Raw genomic sequence first — 19,711 nt, 5'->3', positions numbered from 1 at the left:
GTTCCACAGCTTTCGGCTCCGATGCAAGCCCGTTGCCTGCATGATTGCCATTGCCCGACGCAGGCACCTTCGCACACCGCACCGGCCGGGGTATCGCCCGCTTGATCCCGGTCAACGGCGGAGCGCCGGCGACCGCCATCATGCGGCTGATCGCAACAACGCAAGGGCCCATCTCGATCATGACCATCCGTCCGAGCTTTCTCTGGGGCGCCTCGACCTCGGCCTTCCAGATCGAGGGCGCAGCGCACCTCGACGGCCGCGCCGACAGCATCTGGGATGTCTATCTGCGCGCCCCCGGCCGGGTGAGCCACAACGACACCGCCGAGACCGCCTGCGATCACTATCATCGCTACGCTGCGGACGTAGCGCTGATGCGCGATCTCGGCCTCAATGCCTATCGGTTCTCGGTCGCCTGGCCGCGGCTGCTACCGCAGGGCCGCGGCGCGGCCAACGAAGCCGGTCTCGCCTTCTACGACCGCCTCATCGACGCCCTGCTTGCCGCTGAGATAGAGCCGTGGCTCTGTCTCTACCACTGGGACCTGCCGCAGGCGCTGGAGGCGCTCGGCGGCTGGCAGAACCGCGATATCGCCGGCTGGTTCGCCGACTATGCCGCGCTGGTCGCGCGGCGCTATGGCGACCGGGTCAAGCGCTTCGCGACCTTCAACGAGCCCTGCGTGTTCACCCTGTTCGGCTACGGCCTCGGCTGGCACGCGCCGGGGATCGCCGACGGCGCGGCCCTGCACAAGGCCATTCATCACGTCAATCTCGGCCATGGCCGCGCCGTCGACGTGCTGCGCAGGGACGTGGCCGGCGCCTCGATCGGCGCCATCCACAATCGGCAGCCCTGCTACCCTGCGAGCGACAGTGCGGAGGACGCCGCGGCCGCCTTGCGGCTCGCCGCCTATTGGAACGATGCCTTCCCGTTTCCGCAGGCTTTTGTCTGCTACCCGCCGGAGCTTCAGGAGGCCGTCGCACCCTATATCGCAGCCGGCGACATGGCGCAGATCGCTCGCCCCGTCGACTGGTTCGGCCTCAATCACTATTCGCCGCACTACGTCAAGGCGGGCAGCAACCTGATGGGCGCCAGCTTCGGACCGCCTCCCGCGGAAGTGCCGCGCAGCGCAATCGGCTGGCCTGTCGTGCCCGAGGCGTTCCGCGATACGCTCCTGGACATCCACAGCCGGTTCCGGCTTCCGATCTACGTCCTGGAGAACGGAACGGCGGCCAATGACATCGTCGATGCATCCGGCAGCATCCAGGACGACGGCAGGATCGGCTATCTCAAGGCGTATACGACCGCGATGGAACAGGCGATCGCGGCGGGCGCCGACGTGCGCGGCTATTTCGTCTGGTCGCTCCTGGATAATTTTGAATGGGGGGCAGGCTATTCGCAGCGCTTCGGCATTGTCTATGTCGATCGCGCCACCCAGCGCCGCATTCCCAAGGCGTCGGCGCGGTGGTATTCGAACATGATTGCGGCTCACCGGGCATCCGACGATCCCGCCGGGCGGCACAACCGGGCGGAAGAGTGAGGATGAGCGAACGCGTTCTTCTGGGCGACATCGGCGGAACCAATGCGCGCTTCGCGCTGCTTGACGGCGGCACCATCGGCGAGGTTGCTCATCTCAAGGTCGCGGATTTTCCGACCATCGCTGACGCGATCACCGACTTCCTCTCGCGCCAAGCAACCGGCGGAGCGCCCAACGTGGCCGTGCTCGACGTCGCCGGCCCGATCGAACGCAATCGCGGCATGCTGACCAACTCGACCTGGGTGATCGACGGCGCCGAACTGGCGGAGCGGTTCAAGCTGCGCTCGGCCAAGCTCCTGAACGATTTCGAGGCGGTCGGCTGGTCGCTGCCAGCGCTACATCCCGACGACCTGTTTTCGCTTGGCGGAAGCGCCGCGGTCGACGGCGCGCCGATGCTGGTGATCGGCCCGGGCACTGGCTTCGGCGCCGCCTGCTATCTGCCGGGCGACGGCCACCCCATGGTTGCCGTGACCGAGGCCGGTCATGCCACGCTGCCGGCGACGACGGCGCGCGAGGCCACCGTGCTGGCGAAGATGCGCGAGCGCTTCGGCCATGTCTCGATCGAGCGCGCATTGTCCGGCATGGGCCTCGAGAATGTCTATCGAGCCGTCGCGGCGGTGGATGGCGTCGACGTGCCGCCGCGCGATGCCGCAGCGATTACCCACGCCGCGCTCGACGGCAGCTGCGCCACCAGCCGCGCGACGCTCGACATGTTCTGCGCCTGGCTCGGCGCTGTCGCCGGCAACCTCGCACTCACCTTCTGCGCCCGCGGCGGCGTCTACATCGCCGGCGGCATTCCGCCGCGGTTTCCGGACTACTTTGCCAGATCCGATTTCCGCCGGCAGTTCGAGAGCAAGGGGCGCTATGACAGCTATCTGCGTCCGATCCCGGTTCATCTCGTCACCAAGCCCGACATCAGCTTTCTCGGCCTCAAATCGTTCTTCGAGGCCGGCATCACCGCGAGCGGCGGCTCCCCGACGCACTGAGATCGAATGAGCGACATCGTCACGATCACGCCGAACCCGGCCGTCGACGTCTCGACGACCGTCGAGAAAATCGTGCCGGTGGCCAAGCTGCGCGGCACGACGCAACAGCGAGATCCCGGAGGCGGCGGCATCAACGTCGCCCGCGTCATCGCCCGACTCGGCGGCGACGTCACTGCGCTCTATCCGGTCGGCGGCCCGACCGGCCTGCTGCTGAAGCAACTCGTCGAGAAGGAAGGCGTCGCCAGCCACACCTGGGCAACGGCCGAGGACACGCGCGAGGATTTCTTCGTCCAGGAGCGCGTCAGCGGCCAGCCCTATCGCTTCATCCTGCCGGGTCCGACGCTGACCGAGGCCGAGTGGCAGGCCGGCCTTACCCTGCTCGCGGCCCAGGATCCGTTCCCCCGGTTCGTCGTCGGCAGCGGCAGCCTGCCGCGTGGCGTGCCGGCCGACTTCTACGCGCGCGTTGCGACGCTTGCACGATCACACGGCGCGCAATTCGTGCTCGACACCTCGGGACCAGCTTTGGCTGCGGCGGTTGCCGGCGGGGTCGACCTGATCAAGCCGTCGCTGCACGAGATGCAAGAGCTGGTCGGCGGCGCGCTGCCCGATGCAACGGCCTGGGAGAAAGCCGCCCACGCGCTGGTCGCGAGCGGCAAGGCCGGCGCCGTCGCGCTGACCATGGGTCATCTCGGCGCCCTGCTGGTCACCCGCCACCGCGTGCTGCGCGCTCAGCCGCTGACGATGGTGCCGGTCAACGCAGTCGGCGCCGGCGACAGTTTTCTCGGCGCGCTGGTCGCGAAGCTCGCCGCGGGCGAGCTGCTGGACGAAGCGTTTCGCTTTGCAGTCGCCGCAGGTGCCGCGGCGCTGCTGCGCACCGGCACCGCGCTGTCCGATCCCGCCGACGTCAGCCGTCTGCTGGCTGATGTGCGGCTCGAGACGGCGTGACATCGCTCGCCGTATCACCGTTGAGCCGATCCAGCGAGAGCAGCAACCCGCCGACGCGCTCCAGCGACGACATCCACTCGGCGAGGCGGTTGAAATTGTCCACCATCCAATTGAACGACCCCTGCACCAGCGTGAACGCGGCGGCAGCCTGGGTGAGTTCGCCCAGCGTCATCTGATCATCGAGGAACTTCGGCGCGCACAGCACGAGGCCGATGATCGGCGCGAGCAGCGAATTCAGATGAGACACCAGGGTATTGCGCATCAGCTGCCAGCACAGCCGCTTCCATTGCCGGATCGTGCGGTCGAGCGCCATCCACAGCCCAGCAATGACGCTGCGCTCTTCCTGCTTGGGCGCGATGCCTTCGCCGATGTCGCGCAAGTGATGTGCTGCGGTAATCAGCTCCGATTCGGCCTGGTTCTTGGTCTGGATGACGCGCGTGAGCGGCGAACCGACCCACAGCATCGCCCCGGTCACCAGTCCGGAATAGATGACGACGCTGACCACCAGATAGCCTGGAATCCACAACTGGTGCCCGGCTACGGCAAAACCGATGGATCCGCCAACCTGCCACAGCACCTGGACGAACACGACCGCCGTCAGCAGCGAGGAGATCACACTGACCACGAAGTCGATCGGTGCATCGGTGGCGATGCGGATGTCCTCGGCAATGCGATACTCCGGAATCTTCAGATCGCCCTGCACCGTTGCGAGCCGCGCATAGCGATCGTTCTCGACCCAATAGTTGATCACCTTGGTGCTCAACCATTGCCGCCAGTTGCGTTGCATCACCATGCGGCCCCACACCGAGACGATCCCCAGCACGACGCTCGCCAGGCAGAGCGGAATGAGCAGAGCGGCCTGCTGCCGCAGCCGCGTCGGATCGCGGCCTTCCAATGCGTCGAAGAAATCCCTGTTCCAGTAATTGAACCGAAACTGCACGTAGAGCTGAAGCACCACGAGGACGATCAGGGCGACGCAGAGCAGCCAGACCCGCCATGCCGTCGATCCGAGCCAGAATTGCCGCGCCGTGAGCCAGAACCGCGACCATTCGCGATTGCCGTCCTCGTTCTCGTCGTCGGAGATCATTGGTGATCCGGATGGGTGCGATTGATGAGTCTTACCAAACATCCTTGCCTATGGTGGAACCGTTGTCATCTCGCGATTTAAGGGGCTCGCGGAGCGCCCTGCTTGATCTTGCGCAAGGCAGCCGCCGCCCGTCGCGACAAACTGAAGTTTGCGCTGCGATGCGGGAGATCACTGATGACGGCACCCGGCTACATCCGCTGGTTCAAGGACCTTCGTATCGAGGACGTGCCCGGGGTCGGCGGCAAGACGGCCTCGCTCGGCGAGCTGTATTCGGCGCTGGCGTCGCAGGGCGTGCGCGTACCCAACGGCTTCGCACTGACGGCCGCCGCCTATCGCGATGCCTTGCGCGCGACCGGCGCTGACGACGAGCTGCGCAAGCTGCTCGCAGGCCTCGACAAGCGCCGCATCGCCGATCTCGCCAAACGCGCGGCGAAGGCGCGCGCGATCGTTTTCGCGGCGACCGACCGTGACGACCTGCGCTACGAGGTCGCAGAGGCCTACAAGCAGCTGGAGCAGGAGTATGGCCGCGGCGTCGCGGTTGCCGTGCGCAGCTCGGCCACCGCCGAGGACCTGCCGAATGCGAGCTTCGCAGGCCAGCACGAGAGCTTTCTCAACATTCGCGGCGCCAAGGACCTGTTCGAGGCGTGCCGCCGCTGCTTCGCCTCGCTCTATACGGACCGCGCGATCTCCTACCGCATCGACAACGGTTTCGACCACGACAAGGTCGCGCTTTCGGTGGCGGTGATGAAGATGGTACGCTCGGACCGCGCCGCGAGCGGCGTGATGTTCTCGTTGGACACCGAGAGCGGCTTTCGCGACGTCGCCTTCATCACCGGGGTCTATGGCCTCGGCGAGACCATCGTGCAGGGCACGGTCGATCCGGACGAGTTCTACGTCCACAAGCCGACCTTCGCGGCCGGCTTCCGCAGCGTGCTGTCGCGCCGGCTCGGCGCCAAGGACAAGCGGATGGTCTATGCCAAAGCCGGCGTAAAGGCCGGCGCACGAAGCCGCGGCCCCACGACGCGCACCGAGACGACGCCGCCGGCCGACAGGGCGAAATTCTGCATCAGCGACGCCGACGTGCTGGAGCTGGCGCAGGCCACCATCGTCGTGGAGGCGCACTACTCGCAGAAGGCCGGCAGGCCGACACCGATGGACATCGAATGGGCCAAGGACGGCCGCGACGGTGCGCTCTACATCATCCAGGCGCGGCCGGAGACGGTGGCCTCGCAGCGGCGGCCCGAGGCGATCGAGACCTACGTTCTGAAGAAGACCGGCAGGACGCTGGCAACCGGCCGCGCCGTGGGCGAAAAGATCGCCACCGGCAAGATCCGCTTGATCCGCAATCCCAAGGATCTGAACGCGTTCCGCCCCGGCGAGGTGCTGGTCGCCGCGTCGACCAGTCCGGACTGGGAGCCGGTGATGAAGACCGCGGCGGCGATCGTCACGGATCATGGCGGCCGCACCTGCCATGCCGCGATCATCGCTCGGGAGCTCGGCGTGCCGGCCGTGGTCGGCACGGAGGATTTCAGCAAGCGCGCGAAGACCGGAACGACGGTCACCGTCTGCTGCGCCGAGGGCGATGCCGGCCATGTCTACGACGGCGCACTGCCGTTCGATGTCGAGCGCCTGGCGATCGACAGACTGGAGAAGCCGCGCACCGAGATCATGGTCAATCTCGGCAACCCCGAACTGGCCTTCAAGACCGCGCTGCTGCCGAACGATGGCGTGGGCCTTGCGCGCATGGAGTTCATCATCAACCAGGCGATCGGCATCCACCCGATGGCGCTGGCGACGCCCGCAAAGGTGACCACGGCAAAAGATCGCGCGACGATCAAGCGCCTGACCGCGCGCTACAAGAAGCCCGCCGACTTCTTCGTCGAGCGGCTGTCGGAAGGCGTCGGCACCATCGCCGCGGCATTCTACCCGCGGCCGGTGATCGTGCGCCTCTCGGACTTCAAGACCAACGAATATGCCAGCCTGATCGGCGGCTCCGATTTCGAGCCGAAGGAAGAGAACCCGATGCTCGGCTTCCGCGGCGCCTCGCGCTATGCGCATCCCGCCTACGCCGCCGGTTTCGCGCTGGAATGCGCGGCGTTGCAGCGCGTGCGCGACACGATGGGGCTCTCCAATCTGAAGATCATGATCCCGTTCTGCCGCCGCGTGGAGGAGGCACGCAAGGTGATTGCGGCGATGGCCGGGCATGGCCTCGTGAGAGGCGAAAACGGGCTCGAGATCTACATGATGTGCGAGATCCCGAACAACGTCATCCTGATCGACGAGTTCGCCAAACATTTCGACGGCTTCTCGATCGGCTCCAACGATCTCACCCAGCTCACGCTCGGCGTCGACCGCGACTCCGACATCGTCGCCTTCGATTTCGACGAGCGTGATCCCGGCCTGCTGGCGATGCTGCGGATGGCGGTCGAGGGCGCGCACCGCAACCATCGCCATGTCGGCATCTGCGGCGAGGCGCCGGCCAACTATCCGGAAGTCGCGCGCTATCTGGCCGAACTCGGCATCGATTCGATCAGCGTCAATCCGGCGAGCGTCGTGCGCACCATGGAGATCGTCCGCACCGCCGAGCGGGAGCTCGCGACCCACAGGCCGCAGGCGCTGGCAAGCTGATCATCGCCGAAATTCAGGAACTGGTCTTGAAGAAGTCCAGCACGGTCGAAGCGCCGCCGATGACGTCGCCGCCGCCATAGAGGCTTGCCAGGAACGTGCCGCGATGGCTGGCGCCGGCGACCGCGATGCCTTGCGCAAAGCGCCCGTCGGCCGCCAGCGGCATCTTGACGAGGCTCGGCGGCAGCGCCTCGTCGAGAAGGCCGTAGTAGAACCGCATCGGGGAGTCATAATCCCAATAGGTCGAGCTGTTGCCGGCCAGGCGGCGGAGGAAGCGGCTGTTGGTCTCGTGGGTGAAGCGCTCGAAGAAGCCGTCGACCAGCAGATCCGAGGGCTGCGGCACCGACTTGCTGAACGTCTCGTCCATGCTGTAGTCGGCCAAGTATTTCTCGGCCAGCGCGACGTGCTGCGGCTTGATCGCAGTCTTGAACAGGTCGCCGAGCCGGTAATACTGGCGATAGCTGCCCAGGAGGACGATGACGCACGGCGTGATCCAGATCGGCTGCTTCGGATAGGTGCTGTCGGTCGACGCGCTGCCCGGTTGGGCGGACACCCAATAGCGCATCGAATCCGCAAGATTGTTGAACGGACTTTGCGTGGCGCTCGCCGCCACCGCGACGCGCCGCCGCTGCAGCTCCTGGCGCAGCCATTGCGTGTTCAAGGCACCCTGCGACCAGCCGTTCAGGAACAGCCCGGTCTTTCGCAGGCCGAGGTGATCGAGCGCGAGCAGACCCGCGTTCAACACGTCCAGGCAGCACTGCACGGTCGCGTCCTTCACCGCATAGGCCTCGCCTCGCCCCTGGCGATACGGTCCCTTGCCGAGATAGTCGGCCGCGATCAACGCAAACCCGTTGCCGACCAGGCGCTGGACGTTGAACAGCGTCTCGATCGAATCGACATTGTCGCGCGGCTCGTAGTTCGGATCGGCCAGCTTGACGAGATTGGACGGGACCTGGTCGAACGACAGGATGGTGCCGTGCTGCCACGACACGACCGGCAGTGCGCCCTTGTGATCGGCGGGCAGCGCGAGCAGGCCGCTGACCTTGACGCGCTCACCGGTGCTGGGGATGCGCGTGTAGGTCGTCAGCCGGCGCAGTTCGACGTCGACCCGCGCCCCGTGCTTGTCGGCCGAGAATGGCGGCAAGATATTCTGCTCATTGAAGACGGCGTGGAGCTTCGCTGCGAGCGCATCGAGCCGATCCTTGCTGACGCGCACCGGCCGGCCAAGGCTTGCGCCGTCACGTGGCTGCGCGAAAGACGGGCCGGAGGAAAACGAAAATGCCGCAGCGCCGAGGCCGAGGCCGGCTGAGGCCAGCAGCCTTCGGCGGGATGGCCGGCCGGCCGAGGCTGCGGAGCTGAGCTCCGACGGGGTCAGCTTGGCCGTCGGCTGGGCCAATGCCTCTTCGGGTCCCCCGACCAGGGTATCCAGGCCGATCATTCGCCGCTTCATCACGTCCCTCCGAGCCGACTACAGCCGAGGGTAGTTCGCAAAGCCTAGCACTTGCTAAATGGTGCAGCAATTGGAGCCGGATGTTTCGCCAGTCACCTGCTCTGTCGAGCCTCGCGTGGTCGCGTCGCGGCTCGCCTCCGCACGTCAAGCGCCGCCATGCGAATGATTTGCGATGGCGTTCTGCAGGCACACCAGGAAGAGATCGCGAGGACGAGATGAAGGCCTACCGCGCCGCTTCGAAGCCTCCGAGCACCGCGGTCAGGTTCTGCCCGAGAATGTCCGAGAGATAGCCGCCCTCCTGCACGAACACCGTGGGAAGGCCGAGCCGCGCGATCGCGCCGCCGATGCGACGGAAACCTGGCGTGGTCACGGAGAGCCCCTTGAGCGGATCGTGCTCGGAGGCATCGAGGCCGAGCGCCACCACGAGCGCACCGGGCGCGAACGCATGGATCGTCTTGGCCGCGGTCTCGAACGCCTTGAGATAGGTGTCGTCGCCGCTCTTGAGCGGCAGCGGAATGTTGAGGTTGGCGCCAAGCCCGGCGCCTGCACCGCGCTCATGCGCATAGCCCCAGACGAACGGATAGTAATGCGTGGGGTCGGCGTGGATCGAGATGGTCAGCACGTCGGGCCGCTCGTAGAAGATGCCCTGCGTGCCGTTGCCGTGATGGACGTCGACGTCGAGGATGGCGACGCGCTCGTGGCGCTGACGCAGATGCGCGGCCGCGATGGCGGAGTTGTTCATGAAGCAGAAGCCCGAGGCCATGTCCCGATACGCATGATGGCCCGGCGGCCGGCACAGTGCGTACATCGCATCCTCGCCGTCGAGCAGCAGTTGCGCTGCGGTCGCAGCCACGTCGGTCGCGGCGCAGGCGCCTTCCCACGTCCCCGGCCCGATCGGCGCTGAGGTATCGGTCGTGTGCCAGCCCAGCCGCCCGACGATGTGCGTCGGATAGGTGGCGGCATTGCGAACGGGATGAATGTTCGGGATCATTTCCGCACCGGCATCGCCGAGCGCGGCCCAGGCGTCCCACGCCTCTTCCAGGAAATTGAGGTATTCCGGACTGTGCACGCGCGCGCGAGCTTCCTGGCCGAAATGAAGCGGCGCGACCAACTCGTGATGGCCGGCCTTCAATCCCGCAAGCAAACGATCCGCCCGCTCGGGCTGCTCGGTGGTGCGCTTGACGACGCCACGCACCAGATAGAATTGCGGATCATGGCTGCGATGCAGCTCGGTGTAGACGGCCTTCACGCGCAATGGCTCCTGTTCGCTCGCACCGACGATTGTGCACGCAGTCACGACGGATACAAGCACGGATGGTTCGCACGTCGATCGGTCCGTGCCGGCAGCTTCCAACCGGCGGAACGGTACGCTGTGCATCGTATCTTCTCGGCAGCGAGTGCGCCGGGATCCAGGCGATCCGGCGCGTGAGGCGCGGTGGATGTGGGGAGAGATCCGCCGCGACGGCGGTCGACTGCGCCACGAAATCTGCAAAACCTCGGCGCGCAAGCCTGACCAGCTCATGCATCGCAAGCCGCGGCTGGTGACGAGCCCCAGGCTTCAACCGGCATGGAGACCCCGGGGATCGATCCAAAATTTGCATCGATTGATACAGGCTTCGGTTTGGACCCCGGCCCTCCCTCTCCTCTAGGACAGTCATCGAGGAACGTACAAGAGAGGTGGAGCGCATGAGCGCTATCGTAACCACGGCCGAATTGCGCCGATCACGCGTGCGGCTGTTTATCGTGACCATGCTGTTCCTGGTCACGACCGTGAACTACGCCGACCGGGCGACCTTGTCGATCGCAGGACCTTCGCTGTCCAAGGAGCTGCATCTCGATCCCGTCGCGATGGGCTATGTGTTCTCCGCCTTCGGCTGGTCCTATGTGCTCGCGCAGGTGCCGGGCGGCTGGCTGCTCGACCGCTTCGGTTCGCGCTGGGTCTATGCCTGCAGCATCGTGATCTGGTCGATCTTCACCATGATGCAGGGTTGGATCGGCTTCTTTTCCGGCGCCGCCGCGGTCACCGCGCTGTTCGCGTTGCGCTTCCTGGTCGGTCTCGCCGAAGCGCCGAGCTTCCCGGCCAATGCCCGCATCGTCGCCGCCTGGTTTCCGAGCAACGAGCGCGGCACGGCGTCGGCCTTCTTCAACTCGGGCCAGTATTTCGCGACCGTGATCTTCGCGCCGCTGATGGGCTGGATCGCGCATGCGTTCGGTTGGCGCCACGTCTTCACAGTGATGGGTGCGCTCGGCATCCTCATGGGCCTGATGTGGATCAGGACCATGTACGGACCGAAGGAGCACGCGAGCGTCAACCAGGCCGAGCTCGACTACATCAAGGACGGCGGCGCGCTGGTCGACATGGAGGGCGCGAAGGACGCCAAGGCTACCTCCGGTGGTCCGACCTGGTCGCATATCGGACAGTTGCTGTCGAACCGCATGATGCTCGGCGTCTATATCGGCCAGTACTGCATCAACACGCTGACCTATTTCTTCCTGACCTGGTTCCCGGTCTATCTGGTCAAGGAGCGCGGCCTGTCGATCCTGCAGGCCGGCTTCGTCGCCACCCTGCCGGCGCTGTGCGGCTTCATCGGCGGCGTGCTCGGCGGTTTCATCTCCGACGCCATCCTGCGCAAGACGGGATCGCTGACGCTCGCCCGCAAGATCCCGATCGTCGGCGGCATGCTGCTGTCGATGGCAATCATCGGCTGCAACTATGTCGACGGCCAGGCGCTGGTGGTCGGCCTGATGGCGCTGGCGTTCTTCGGCAAGGGCATCGGCGCGCTCGGCTGGGCTGTGGTCTCCGACACCTCGCCGAAGGAAGCCGGCGGCGTCTCCGGCGGCCTGTTCAACACCTTCGGCAACCTCTCCAGCATCACCACTCCGATCGTGATCGGCTACATCCTGTCGGCCACCGGCTCCTTCAACGGCGCACTAGTGTTCGTCGGCCTCAACGCCCTGGTCGCGGCGTGCGCCTACTTGCTGATCGTCGGCAAGATCCAGCGCGTCCAGCTCCGAGCCTCCTGAGCACCACGCTTAGCTTCGCGTGGTCTCGACTCCAACGGCGGCCCCCCCCCCCGGGCCGCCGTTTTTTTTCGGTGCCTCGCCGTCATTCCGGGGCGATGCGCGGCAGCGCGGCGGAAGGAACGAAGAATCGCAGGATAGCGTCTAATTGAGAATCCAGTCGTCGACATGCACGAGCACGGATGAGCTAATCCCTGCCATAACGAAAAATATGCAAAACCAGAATACCAACCCAAAAAAGTACATCTTAGGCTGTACCTCGCGATCGTAGACGGCTCCACGAGCGAGCAGCCGCCCGGTTCGCAGGGCGGTCCAGACAATTGGACCTCCGAACCAGAGCAGCACCAAGGGAAACACGGCAAAGCCGGCAAGTAAGATTTTCAGAGCCAACTGGAGCAATCCGGACCTGGTGGAAACGGACTCAGTCTCACCATCTCAACCTGCTGATCGACGCAGAGGCATATCACGCCAGCAAGGGAAATGCGAGGAAAGCGGGTAGCGGGGGTCCGCTACATCGCGAGACCCACTATTTTGGAAGCTCTGCTTCTTTGCCTGCGAACGGCCCAACTGGCCTCGCGGCGGTTGGATAGTCCGCCAATACCGCATTTGCGCGCGATCCAACCACGTCCTGAGATGCCAAATGAAGGCCGGCGCCCCGATGCGTTCACATCGCCTTGGCGAGCGCGAACAACCGGAAATCCTCGAGCGCCGCGTGCCGATGCGGGGCGACTTCGCGCTGGTAGGTCTCGGTGTCGACGATCGAGCGGAAGGCGGCGAAATCGCCGTATTCATTGATCGCCGCTTCGTCCCAGCGTTCGCCTTGCGGGCCGACCAGGCTCGCCAGGACCGGCACGGAAAACATCCGCACCAGCGGCTTACCGGCTGCGAGACGCCGGAAGGCCGGTCTATAGCGTTCGTTGAAGGCTTCGCGGCCCGAACAGGGCGCGGCGTCGAAGCCGTCCTCGTAACGCGCATGCGGGCGGTAGCGCAGCAGATTGAGCATGTAGACCGGCTCGCCGAGGGGAAGTACGCGCTCGGCGGCGTCGAGGGATTGCAGGGTGATTTCGATGGGGTTCATGGGACTTCTCGCGGTTTCTAGTGGCGCGGATGCGCGCTGACGCTCTCCATTTGGCCCATCGGAACGGCCTCTTGTAGCGACCGCGCCGCCATGACTATGTGGACAGGATGTCCACAACGGCCTTGCCTCCCGACCTCTCGCGTCTCCTCGCCTTCGTCCGCGTCGTCGAGGCGGGCTCCTTCGCCGAAGCCGCGCGGCGCGCGGGGACCACCACTTCCGCGATGTCCAAGGCGGTCGCCCGCCTCGAACAGGCTCGCGGGATACGGCTTTTGCATCGCACCACCCACTCGCTGGCGCTGACCGAAGAGGGCGAGCGGCTGATGGCGGCGGGACGCGCGCTGGCCGAAAGTCTCGATCGCGTCCAATCCGCGCTCGGCGAAGCCACGCGTAACGATGGCGGACGGGTGCGAGTGACCGCCCCCGCCTCGTTCGCGCGTGCCTGCATCCTGCCGAGACTTCCCGCGTTCCTGCGGGAGCGGCCGGAAATCGAGATCGAGATCAAGTTCCGCAACGAGATTCTTGATCTCGCGGCGGAAGGCGTCGACATCGCCATCCGCTCAGGCCCCCTCGATCGCGCGCCCGGTCATCTGGCGCGGCGGCTTTGCACGTTCTCCTGGATCGCTTGCGCCTCGCCCGCGTATCTGAACGCGCGCGGCGCGCCGGCGACTCCATACGAGCTTTCCGAACATGACCACGTCGGCTTCCGCAATCCCGCGAGCGGGCAGATCCTGACCTGGCGTTTCACCGATCCGCGCAGCAAAAAGCTCGTTCGCGTCGCGCCCAAGCCCAAGCACATTTGCGACGACGCGCACGCGTCGGTCGCTTTGATCGCGAATGGGTTCGGCATCGGCTGGGGGCCGGCGTGGCTCTTCCATGACGACCTGCGCACCGGCCAGCTGGTCGAAGTGCTTATGCCCTGGCGGGCGCCGGCGGAGCCCCTATGGATGCTGCGCACCTCCAACCGCCGGCCGCCCCTGCGCACGCAGCGCGTCATGGCGTTCCTCGCGACGCTTCCCGCCACGTTCAGCGACAAGTCGGGATGAGGCGCCGGCCGTCAGCTGGGCTCTGCGGTCGGCGTGTAGGACGTCAGCCGGCTTGGGAGGGGAAATCGGGGACAGACCACGATTTCCCCGGCTTCCTGGGCTTCCGCCTTGGCGCGGTCAGCAATCTGCAGCATGCCGGCAAGAACGGGCTGCGCGTCGTCTCGCAACGTCGTCCATCCGTGGTCAGTCAACATGCAGACTGAGCACATCTGAGTTCACCTCGAAAGGACGCGGCAGTACCTATCCCGAGACGTAGGACGCCCCGGGGGCGCCGTGCAGGAAGCCGTTGGCGAATGGAACGTCCGGATAGATCTCGCGCAGGCGGCCCGTTGCGGCTTCGGCTTCCACGCGCCCCGCCAGGACCGCCTGGAAATGCTCGGACACCGCGACCATGTCGCAGGCCTGAGGTGATAGCCGCAGCGATGTCACGCCGCTCTGCTTCAGACGATCGAGATCGCCGAGCAGGTTTGAGCACCCATGCGACAGCGTCTGCACGCCGTTCATGGTGAGGAACGCCTGGTTGTCCAGCGTCGTTACGACGAGGCCGTCGGGGTCCTGCTCGCACACGAAGCGGCAATTGTCCTTGGCGAGCTTGTGCAGGCGGGCGTGATAGCAGCGCGCGGAGATCGCGAGCGGCACACGGCCGAAGGCGAATACTTCGATCGCCACCTCCGGCACGGCGCCGGCGATGGCGGCAACCGAGGACAGCGGCAGCTCCGGCGGCAGGCAGATCCGGGTGGCGCCTTGGGCGGCATGAAACGCGGCGCTGGCCTCGTTGTAGATGTTGACGAATGGCCCGATGGCATGCGGCCGGCCGGCGATCGATTTGAGGCAGGTGAGGTCGTTGACCTCCACCAGACCGTGGCCGAACTCGGCGAGGCTTGCCGTCTGCCGGCGCTCGCGCCGCAACGACACCAGGACCAGCGACCCCAGCAGCACCTGCTTGCCGGCAGCCATAAGCCGCTCGATGACTTCAGGCAAATGGGGTTCGAAGAACGGCGCGCGCTTCGAGCAGACGACCTCGCCGACCACGACCCGGTCGAGCGGGGCCTCGTCGGCGATGCGAAAGTAAAAATCACGCCAGCGCTCCGGCTGCCAATTGTAGAGCACGGGCCCCAGAGTGAGTTGCATTCGCTCTACGCCTTGATCCGCCATTGTCATGTCGTCTAACGCCAGGTCTTGCGGTAGGCGCCCTGCGTGGTGGCCTGCCCTTCGGTGAACGCCGTGAGGTCGGCCGCCTCGGTGGACCTGCCGGCATCGAGCGCTGCCAGCACGCTGCGAAAATGCCGCACCACGCTGTCGACATAGGCGCGGCCGCGCTGGCGGCCCTCGATCTTGAGCGCGGTGACGCCGGCTTCGCGCAGACCCTCGAGCAGGGTCGTGGCATCGAGACTGACCGGATCCTCGAAGATGTAGCCGGCGCCCTGCGTGGTCGAGAAGCGGCCCTTGCACAGCGTCGGATAGCCGGCCGGCTCGTCGCGGCCGAAGCGGTTGATGGTGAAGCCGCCGAGCCGCGAGGTCGTTCCCTGTGGCGTCTCCTGATAGGCGACGTGACTGGGCGGCGAGCACACGCCCTGCATGTTCGGTGACTTGCCGGTGGCGTAGGAGGACAGCGAGCAGCGGCCCTCGGCCATCACACAAAGTCCGCCGAACACGAACACCTCGGTCTCGCAGGCCGTCTCACGGGTGATCTCGGCGATCTCGGGCACGCTCAGCACGCGCGGCAGCACCACGCGGCGGGCGCCGAAATTCTCGACGTAGAACGCGATCGCGTCGACATTCGCCGCCGCCGCCTGCACCGAGACATGCAGTCGCTGTTCGGGATGGCGCCGCGCGGCATGGTCCATCAGCCCGACATCGGCAAGGATCAGCGCGTCAGCCCCGGCCTCGACGGCATCATCGACCGCGCGACGCCACAGCTCGACGGCGCCGGCGCGCGGGAAGGTGTTGATCGCGACCAGCACCTTGGCGCCGCGCCGATGCGCGAACGTGATCCCTTCGCGCATCTGCGCGCGGCTGAAATTCAGCCCGGGAAAGTTGCGGGCGTTGGTCTCGTCGGCGAAGCCGCAATAGACGGCATCGGCACCGGCTTCGACCGCGCTCTTCAGCGCCGCCGGCGTCCCTGCCGGACAGATCAGCTCCATCGTCGCATCCCGCTTTCGTTCGTCGTCAATCTCAGCAGCGAGTCGCGCGCGGCCGCGAGCAGGCGTTGCGCGGGCACGCCGAACGGCCCCGAAAGCGTCGCGATCTCAGCGACCAGATCCAGACCGGCATCGTCGATCGCATTGCGGAGCGCCAGCACCGCCTCGATATCGCCTTCGATGACGAGCTGCCGCGAAAACATCAGCGCATCGCCGTCGAGCCGGCCCTCGACCAGCGCCAGCAGGCTCACGATCGACGCGGAGATGGAGGCATCGAGGCCGGTGGGCAACTCGCGCACCGCCACGAGTTGCGGCTGCTGCGGGCCCGCCTGAATCACGAATGCGAACGGCAGATCGGTCGGCTTGATGCCAAAGCGCTTTCCGCGATGCGACCCGAGCCGGTCGAGCAGATGCGGATGTCGGCGCAGAAGCCCGCGCAGGAAAGCGCCGAGCGCAATCTGCAGCGGCAGCAACGGCAACGGACGCAGCGCCTGCCTGAGCAGCGGCGGCAACAGCGGCAGTGAGGTCGAAGACGCGTCCTGAAGAGAACTCATGGCACAAGCTCTGGCCGGATCGGCGGGGGAAGTATTTGACCCGGAACAAAGATCATACTGATTGTTCCAGCTACGAGGCGTTTTTTGAACGGAGCCTATCGTTGCGACGTGATGTCCCTCGCTTCCGCGAGCTGTCGGATTTCCTGCGCTTTCTCGACGAGCGGGGACAGCTGCGACGCATTCGCGACAGCGTCTCGGTCGTCCACGAAATCACCGAGATCCATCGCCGCGTCATCTCCGCCGAAGGGCCCGCGCTGCTGTTCGAACGGCCGATCAAGGCGTGCGGCTCACTCTCGGCAATGCCGCTCGTCACCAATCTGTTCGGCACCGTGGAGCGGGTGGCCTGGGGCATGGGCGTGCAGCCCGAACGATTGGCGGAGCTCGGCAAGATGATGGCGGAGCTGCGCGCCCCGCAACCGCCGCGCGACATCAGGGAAGCGCTGCAGAAGCTGCCGCTGGCGCGCGCGGCGCTGTCGACCCGGCCGAGGCTGCGATCAGCCGCGCCGGTGCATGAATGTGTCACCATGGGCGATGACATCGACCTGACCTCCTTGCCGGCCCAGATCTGCTGGCCGGGCGAGCCGGCGCCGCTGTTGACGTGGCCGCTCGTCATCACCGTCCCGCCGGACGCATCCACCGGCGAGCAGGAAAATGTCGGCGTCTACCGCATGCAGGTGCTCGGCCGCGATCGTGCCATCGTGCGCTGGCTCGCTCATCGCGGCGGCGCCCGCCACCACCAGCAGTGGCAGGCGCTGGGGCGCGACATGCCGATCGCGATCGTGATCGGCGCCGATCCCGCCACCATCCTCAGCGCCGTGCTGCCATTGCCCGAGACCATCTCCGAGCTGCGCTTCGCCGGCATCCTGCGCGGCGACCGCCCCGAGCTGGTCGAATGCCTCACCGTGCCCCTGACGGTGCCGGCGGCCGCCGAGATCGTGATCGAGGGCGTCGTGTCGGCCACCGAAACCGCGCCGGAGGGGCCCTATGGCGATCACACCGGCTACTACAACGCCGTCGAGAACTTTCCGGTGCTGCAGGTCACCGCGATCACCACGCGTCGCAGCCCGCTCTATCTGTCGACGTTCACGGGACGCGCGCCGGACGAGCCGTCTCGAATTGGCGAGGCGCTGAATACGCTGTTCGTCCCTTTGATCCGGCAGCAATTCCCGGAGGTGGTCGACTGCCATCTGCCGCCAGAGGCCTGCTCCTACAGAATCGCCGTCGTAGCGATCAAGAAGCGCTATCCGGGCCAAGCCCGCCGCATCATGCTCGGCCTGTGGTCGATGCTGCCGCAGTTCAGCTACACCAAGCTCCTCATCGTGGTCGACCAGGACATCGACGTCCGCGACTGGCGCGCGGTGATGTGGGCCGTCGCGACGCGCAGCGACTCCTCGCGCGATCTCGTGCCGCTTGCCAACACGCCGATCGACTATCTCGACTTCGCCTCGCCAAAATCCGGCCTCGGCGGCAAGCTCGGCATCGACGCCACAACCAAGCTCGGCGCCGAGACCGAGCGCGCCTGGGGCGAGGTGCTGGCGATGGACCCCGCCGTAGCGGCACGCATCGACGCGATGTGGCCGAGCCTCGGCCTCGGCGAGGGCGGGGCCGGTCGAGTGGCCTCGGCATGAGCGGACGGCACCACGTCATCGTCGGCATCAGCGGCGCCTCGGGCGCCGCGATCGGTGTGCGCATCGTCGAACGGCTCGCGGAGCAACCGCAATGCACGGTCCATCTCGTGGTGTCTGACGCTGCCGTGCGCACCTTGCACGAGGAGGTCGGCCAGGGCAGCCTGGCGCGGCTGCGCGATCTGGCGGCGCATGCTCATGATGTCGCCGACATCGGCGCGAGCATCGCCAGCGGCTCGTTTTCTGCAGCCGGCATGATCGTGGCGCCCTGCTCGATCCGCACCCTCTCGGCGATCGCCTGGGGCCAGCTCGACAACCTCCTGGTCCGCGCCGCCGACGTTCAACTCAAGGAGCGCCGCCGGCTGATCCTCTTGGTGCGGGAGAGCCCGCTGCATCTCGGTCATCTCCGAGCGATGACGCAGGCCACCGAGATCGGCGCGATCATCGCGCCGCCAGTGCCGGCGTTTTACCTGAAGCCCCAGTCGCTCGATGACGTCATCGAGCAGATCGCCTGCCGCGCGATCAACCTGCTCGACGTCCCCGGGCTCCGCGCCAACGCGCGGGAGTGGCTTCCGGACCGGACGACCGAAGCAAGCAATCTTGCTGAGGTAGCGAAGCAAGACAGACGATAGGACTTGAAGACAGAACACGACAGACGCACTCGGGCGATGAGCCGAAGGCGTCTGCGACGGTTGACGTGTTCTTCGACGAGCGGGAGTACAGACGCCGCCTCTCCGTGCTGCCGCGCGAACCTGGACTGTTCCCGGCCGAGCAGCCACCAGCTTTTCGCTTTCGTTCGGTCAATTGACGTTGTCGAAACCCAGCGCAGCACGAACGGCCGGATCAATTCTGGATGGGGTCCAAGGCGGATCGAATGTCATCGTCACGTCCACGGCTTCGACGCCCGCAATCTCCGCAATGCTGCATGCGACCCCTTCCTTGAGAAAACCTGTTGCGGGGCATCCGGGCGTCGTGGCCGTCATCGTGACATGCACAACGCCATCCGTCGCCGTGATGTCGTAGATGAAGCCGAGATCGACCACGTTTTCTCCCAGCTCCGGATCGATGACCACGCGCATGGCGTCGCGGATGCGGTCGATGACATCGCGGCTCATAGCGGAGCCCTCACCGACAGTTCGTAGGTCGATCCATCCGGCGTAAACCCGCCGAGCCAGCGAAAGCCACGTTTCTCAAGTTCAGGGAACAGGAACACCGGCTCGCGCCCCAGAAGTGCCGACAAGGTCTCTCCAGGGCCCAACTCCTCCGCGGCCGCAAGGATGCGCACCATCGGCTCGGGTGGGTCGAGCTCCCGGTTGTCGAGCGTGACCACGGGATCTGGCCATCGCTCGAATGCGAGGCTGGCACCAGCGTCTTCCTGACCGGCGTCCTCGGCAGCCAGCGGCGAAAACAGCACTTCCCAGTCGCCATCGTCGAGCGGTCGATCGGTGTGGGCGAAGCCCTTTTTTGCCATGACGGAGAGCAGCGGAATCGGCCTGAAGCTCGCGATCAGCCGCACGCCCTGGCCTGGCGCCAGCCGGCCGACCGCGTCCATGATGACGGAGAACGGCTCGCCTCCGGCCCTGAGAATCGGTCGGACGTCGACGTCAATGTACGCGATCATGGCTTC

Annotated in this window: 17 protein-coding genes; 8 read left to right on the top strand and 9 right to left on the bottom strand. The window is 66.1% G+C overall.

Annotated features, from left to right (window positions below; translation table 11 throughout):
- The first annotated feature begins 179 nt into the window (after positions 1 to 179).
- Genes ACQR1F_RS20840 through ACQR1F_RS20830 form a run of 3 tightly spaced genes read left to right on the top strand, consistent with a single transcriptional unit; the run spans position 180 to position 3,460 of the window.
- Complete coding sequence (locus ACQR1F_RS20840; protein WP_434913773.1) at positions 180 to 1,532, top strand: GH1 family beta-glucosidase; 1,353 nt, start codon at positions 180 to 182, stop codon at positions 1,530 to 1,532.
- 2 nt (positions 1,533 to 1,534) lie between these two features.
- Positions 1,535 to 2,515: a glucokinase gene (gene glk, locus ACQR1F_RS20835; protein WP_434913745.1), complete on the top strand. Its 981-nt coding sequence runs from the start codon at positions 1,535 to 1,537 to the stop codon at positions 2,513 to 2,515.
- Positions 2,516 to 2,521: 6 nt separating this feature from the next.
- Entirely contained in the window at positions 2,522 to 3,460 is a 939-nt protein-coding gene (locus tag ACQR1F_RS20830) for a 1-phosphofructokinase family hexose kinase (protein WP_315803402.1), read from the top strand.
- Here the strand turns inward: ACQR1F_RS20830 and ACQR1F_RS20825 are convergent.
- Positions 3,420 to 4,547: an SbmA/BacA-like family transporter gene (locus ACQR1F_RS20825; RefSeq protein WP_434840059.1), complete on the bottom strand. Its 1,128-nt coding sequence runs from the start codon at positions 4,545 to 4,547 to the stop codon at positions 3,420 to 3,422. The two genes, ACQR1F_RS20830 and ACQR1F_RS20825, sit on opposite strands and share 41 nt — an antisense overlap.
- Positions 4,548 to 4,721: 174 nt before the next feature.
- Here ACQR1F_RS20825 and ppsA point away from each other — a divergent pair, with 174 nt between their 5' ends.
- Positions 4,722 to 7,175: a phosphoenolpyruvate synthase gene (ppsA, locus tag ACQR1F_RS20820; protein WP_316182439.1), complete on the top strand. Its 2,454-nt coding sequence runs from the start codon at positions 4,722 to 4,724 to the stop codon at positions 7,173 to 7,175.
- A gap of 13 nt (positions 7,176 to 7,188) precedes the next feature.
- Here the strand turns inward: ppsA and ACQR1F_RS20815 are convergent, their stop codons facing one another.
- On the bottom strand, positions 7,189 to 8,622 hold the full coding sequence (locus ACQR1F_RS20815) for a lysophospholipase (RefSeq protein ID WP_434840058.1): 1,434 nt from the start codon (positions 8,620 to 8,622) through the stop codon (positions 7,189 to 7,191).
- A 223-nt stretch (positions 8,623 to 8,845) separates the two neighbouring features.
- Positions 8,846 to 9,871: a histone deacetylase family protein gene (locus ACQR1F_RS20810; protein ID WP_315803398.1), complete on the bottom strand. Its 1,026-nt coding sequence runs from the start codon at positions 9,869 to 9,871 to the stop codon at positions 8,846 to 8,848.
- Positions 9,872 to 10,308: 437 nt separating this feature from the next.
- On the opposite strand from ACQR1F_RS20810, the gene ACQR1F_RS20805 reads away from it, so the two are divergent.
- Positions 10,309 to 11,646 carry an MFS transporter gene (locus tag ACQR1F_RS20805; protein WP_315803397.1) on the top strand — a complete coding sequence of 446 codons (1,338 nt, stop codon included), beginning with the start codon at positions 10,309 to 10,311 and terminating at the stop codon, positions 11,644 to 11,646.
- A 661-nt stretch (positions 11,647 to 12,307) separates the two neighbouring features.
- Here the strand turns inward: ACQR1F_RS20805 and ACQR1F_RS20800 are convergent.
- Positions 12,308 to 12,721 carry a hypothetical protein gene (locus tag ACQR1F_RS20800; protein WP_434840057.1) on the bottom strand — a complete coding sequence of 138 codons (414 nt, stop codon included), beginning with the start codon at positions 12,719 to 12,721 and terminating at the stop codon, positions 12,308 to 12,310.
- Between the two features lie 107 nt (positions 12,722 to 12,828).
- Between ACQR1F_RS20800 and ACQR1F_RS20795 the strand changes: the two genes are divergently transcribed.
- Complete coding sequence (locus ACQR1F_RS20795; RefSeq protein WP_316237551.1) at positions 12,829 to 13,764, top strand: LysR family transcriptional regulator; 936 nt, start codon at positions 12,829 to 12,831, stop codon at positions 13,762 to 13,764.
- 240 nt (positions 13,765 to 14,004) lie between these two features.
- Here ACQR1F_RS20795 and ubiV read toward each other — a convergent pair whose 3' ends face one another.
- The 3 genes from ubiV to ubiT are packed head-to-tail and all read right to left on the bottom strand — an operon-like array spanning position 14,005 to position 16,417.
- Entirely contained in the window at positions 14,005 to 14,895 is an 891-nt protein-coding gene (gene ubiV / locus ACQR1F_RS20790) for a ubiquinone anaerobic biosynthesis protein UbiV (RefSeq protein WP_316237552.1), read from the bottom strand.
- A gap of 35 nt (positions 14,896 to 14,930) precedes the next feature.
- Positions 14,931 to 15,908: a ubiquinone anaerobic biosynthesis protein UbiU gene (ubiU, locus tag ACQR1F_RS20785; protein ID WP_316237553.1), complete on the bottom strand. Its 978-nt coding sequence runs from the start codon at positions 15,906 to 15,908 to the stop codon at positions 14,931 to 14,933.
- Positions 15,899 to 16,417, bottom strand: a complete 519-nt coding sequence (gene ubiT / locus ACQR1F_RS20780) for a ubiquinone anaerobic biosynthesis accessory factor UbiT (protein ID WP_316217443.1) — start codon at positions 16,415 to 16,417, stop codon at positions 15,899 to 15,901. The genes ubiU and ubiT overlap by 10 nt, the downstream gene beginning before the upstream one ends.
- Before the next feature lie 143 nt (positions 16,418 to 16,560).
- Here ubiT and ACQR1F_RS20775 point away from each other — a divergent pair, with 143 nt between their 5' ends.
- Positions 16,561 to 18,087 (top strand): UbiD family decarboxylase, encoded by a 1,527-nt coding sequence (locus tag ACQR1F_RS20775; RefSeq protein ID WP_434913744.1) that lies wholly within the window; start codon positions 16,561 to 16,563, stop codon positions 18,085 to 18,087.
- Positions 18,084 to 18,716 carry a UbiX family flavin prenyltransferase gene (locus ACQR1F_RS20770; protein ID WP_316182426.1) on the top strand — a complete coding sequence of 211 codons (633 nt, stop codon included), beginning with the start codon at positions 18,084 to 18,086 and terminating at the stop codon, positions 18,714 to 18,716. Before ACQR1F_RS20775 ends, ACQR1F_RS20770 begins: the two co-directional genes overlap by 4 nt.
- A gap of 168 nt (positions 18,717 to 18,884) precedes the next feature.
- Here the strand turns inward: ACQR1F_RS20770 and ACQR1F_RS20765 are convergent, their stop codons facing one another.
- Positions 18,885 to 19,199: a metal-sulfur cluster assembly factor gene (locus ACQR1F_RS20765; protein WP_316182424.1), complete on the bottom strand. Its 315-nt coding sequence runs from the start codon at positions 19,197 to 19,199 to the stop codon at positions 18,885 to 18,887.
- Positions 19,196 to 19,705 (bottom strand): DUF2249 domain-containing protein, encoded by a 510-nt coding sequence (locus tag ACQR1F_RS20760; protein ID WP_434845603.1) that lies wholly within the window; start codon positions 19,703 to 19,705, stop codon positions 19,196 to 19,198. Before ACQR1F_RS20760 ends, ACQR1F_RS20765 begins: the two co-directional genes overlap by 4 nt.
- Between the last annotated feature and the right edge of the window lie 6 nt (positions 19,706 to 19,711).

Origin of the sequence: Bradyrhizobium sp. HKCCYLS3013, from assembly GCF_051167615.1 — a bacterium.
GTDB lineage: Bacteria > Pseudomonadota > Alphaproteobacteria > Rhizobiales > Xanthobacteraceae > Bradyrhizobium.
Note: the sequence above shows the minus strand (reverse complement) of the source record. Positions and strands in the feature narration are given on the sequence as shown.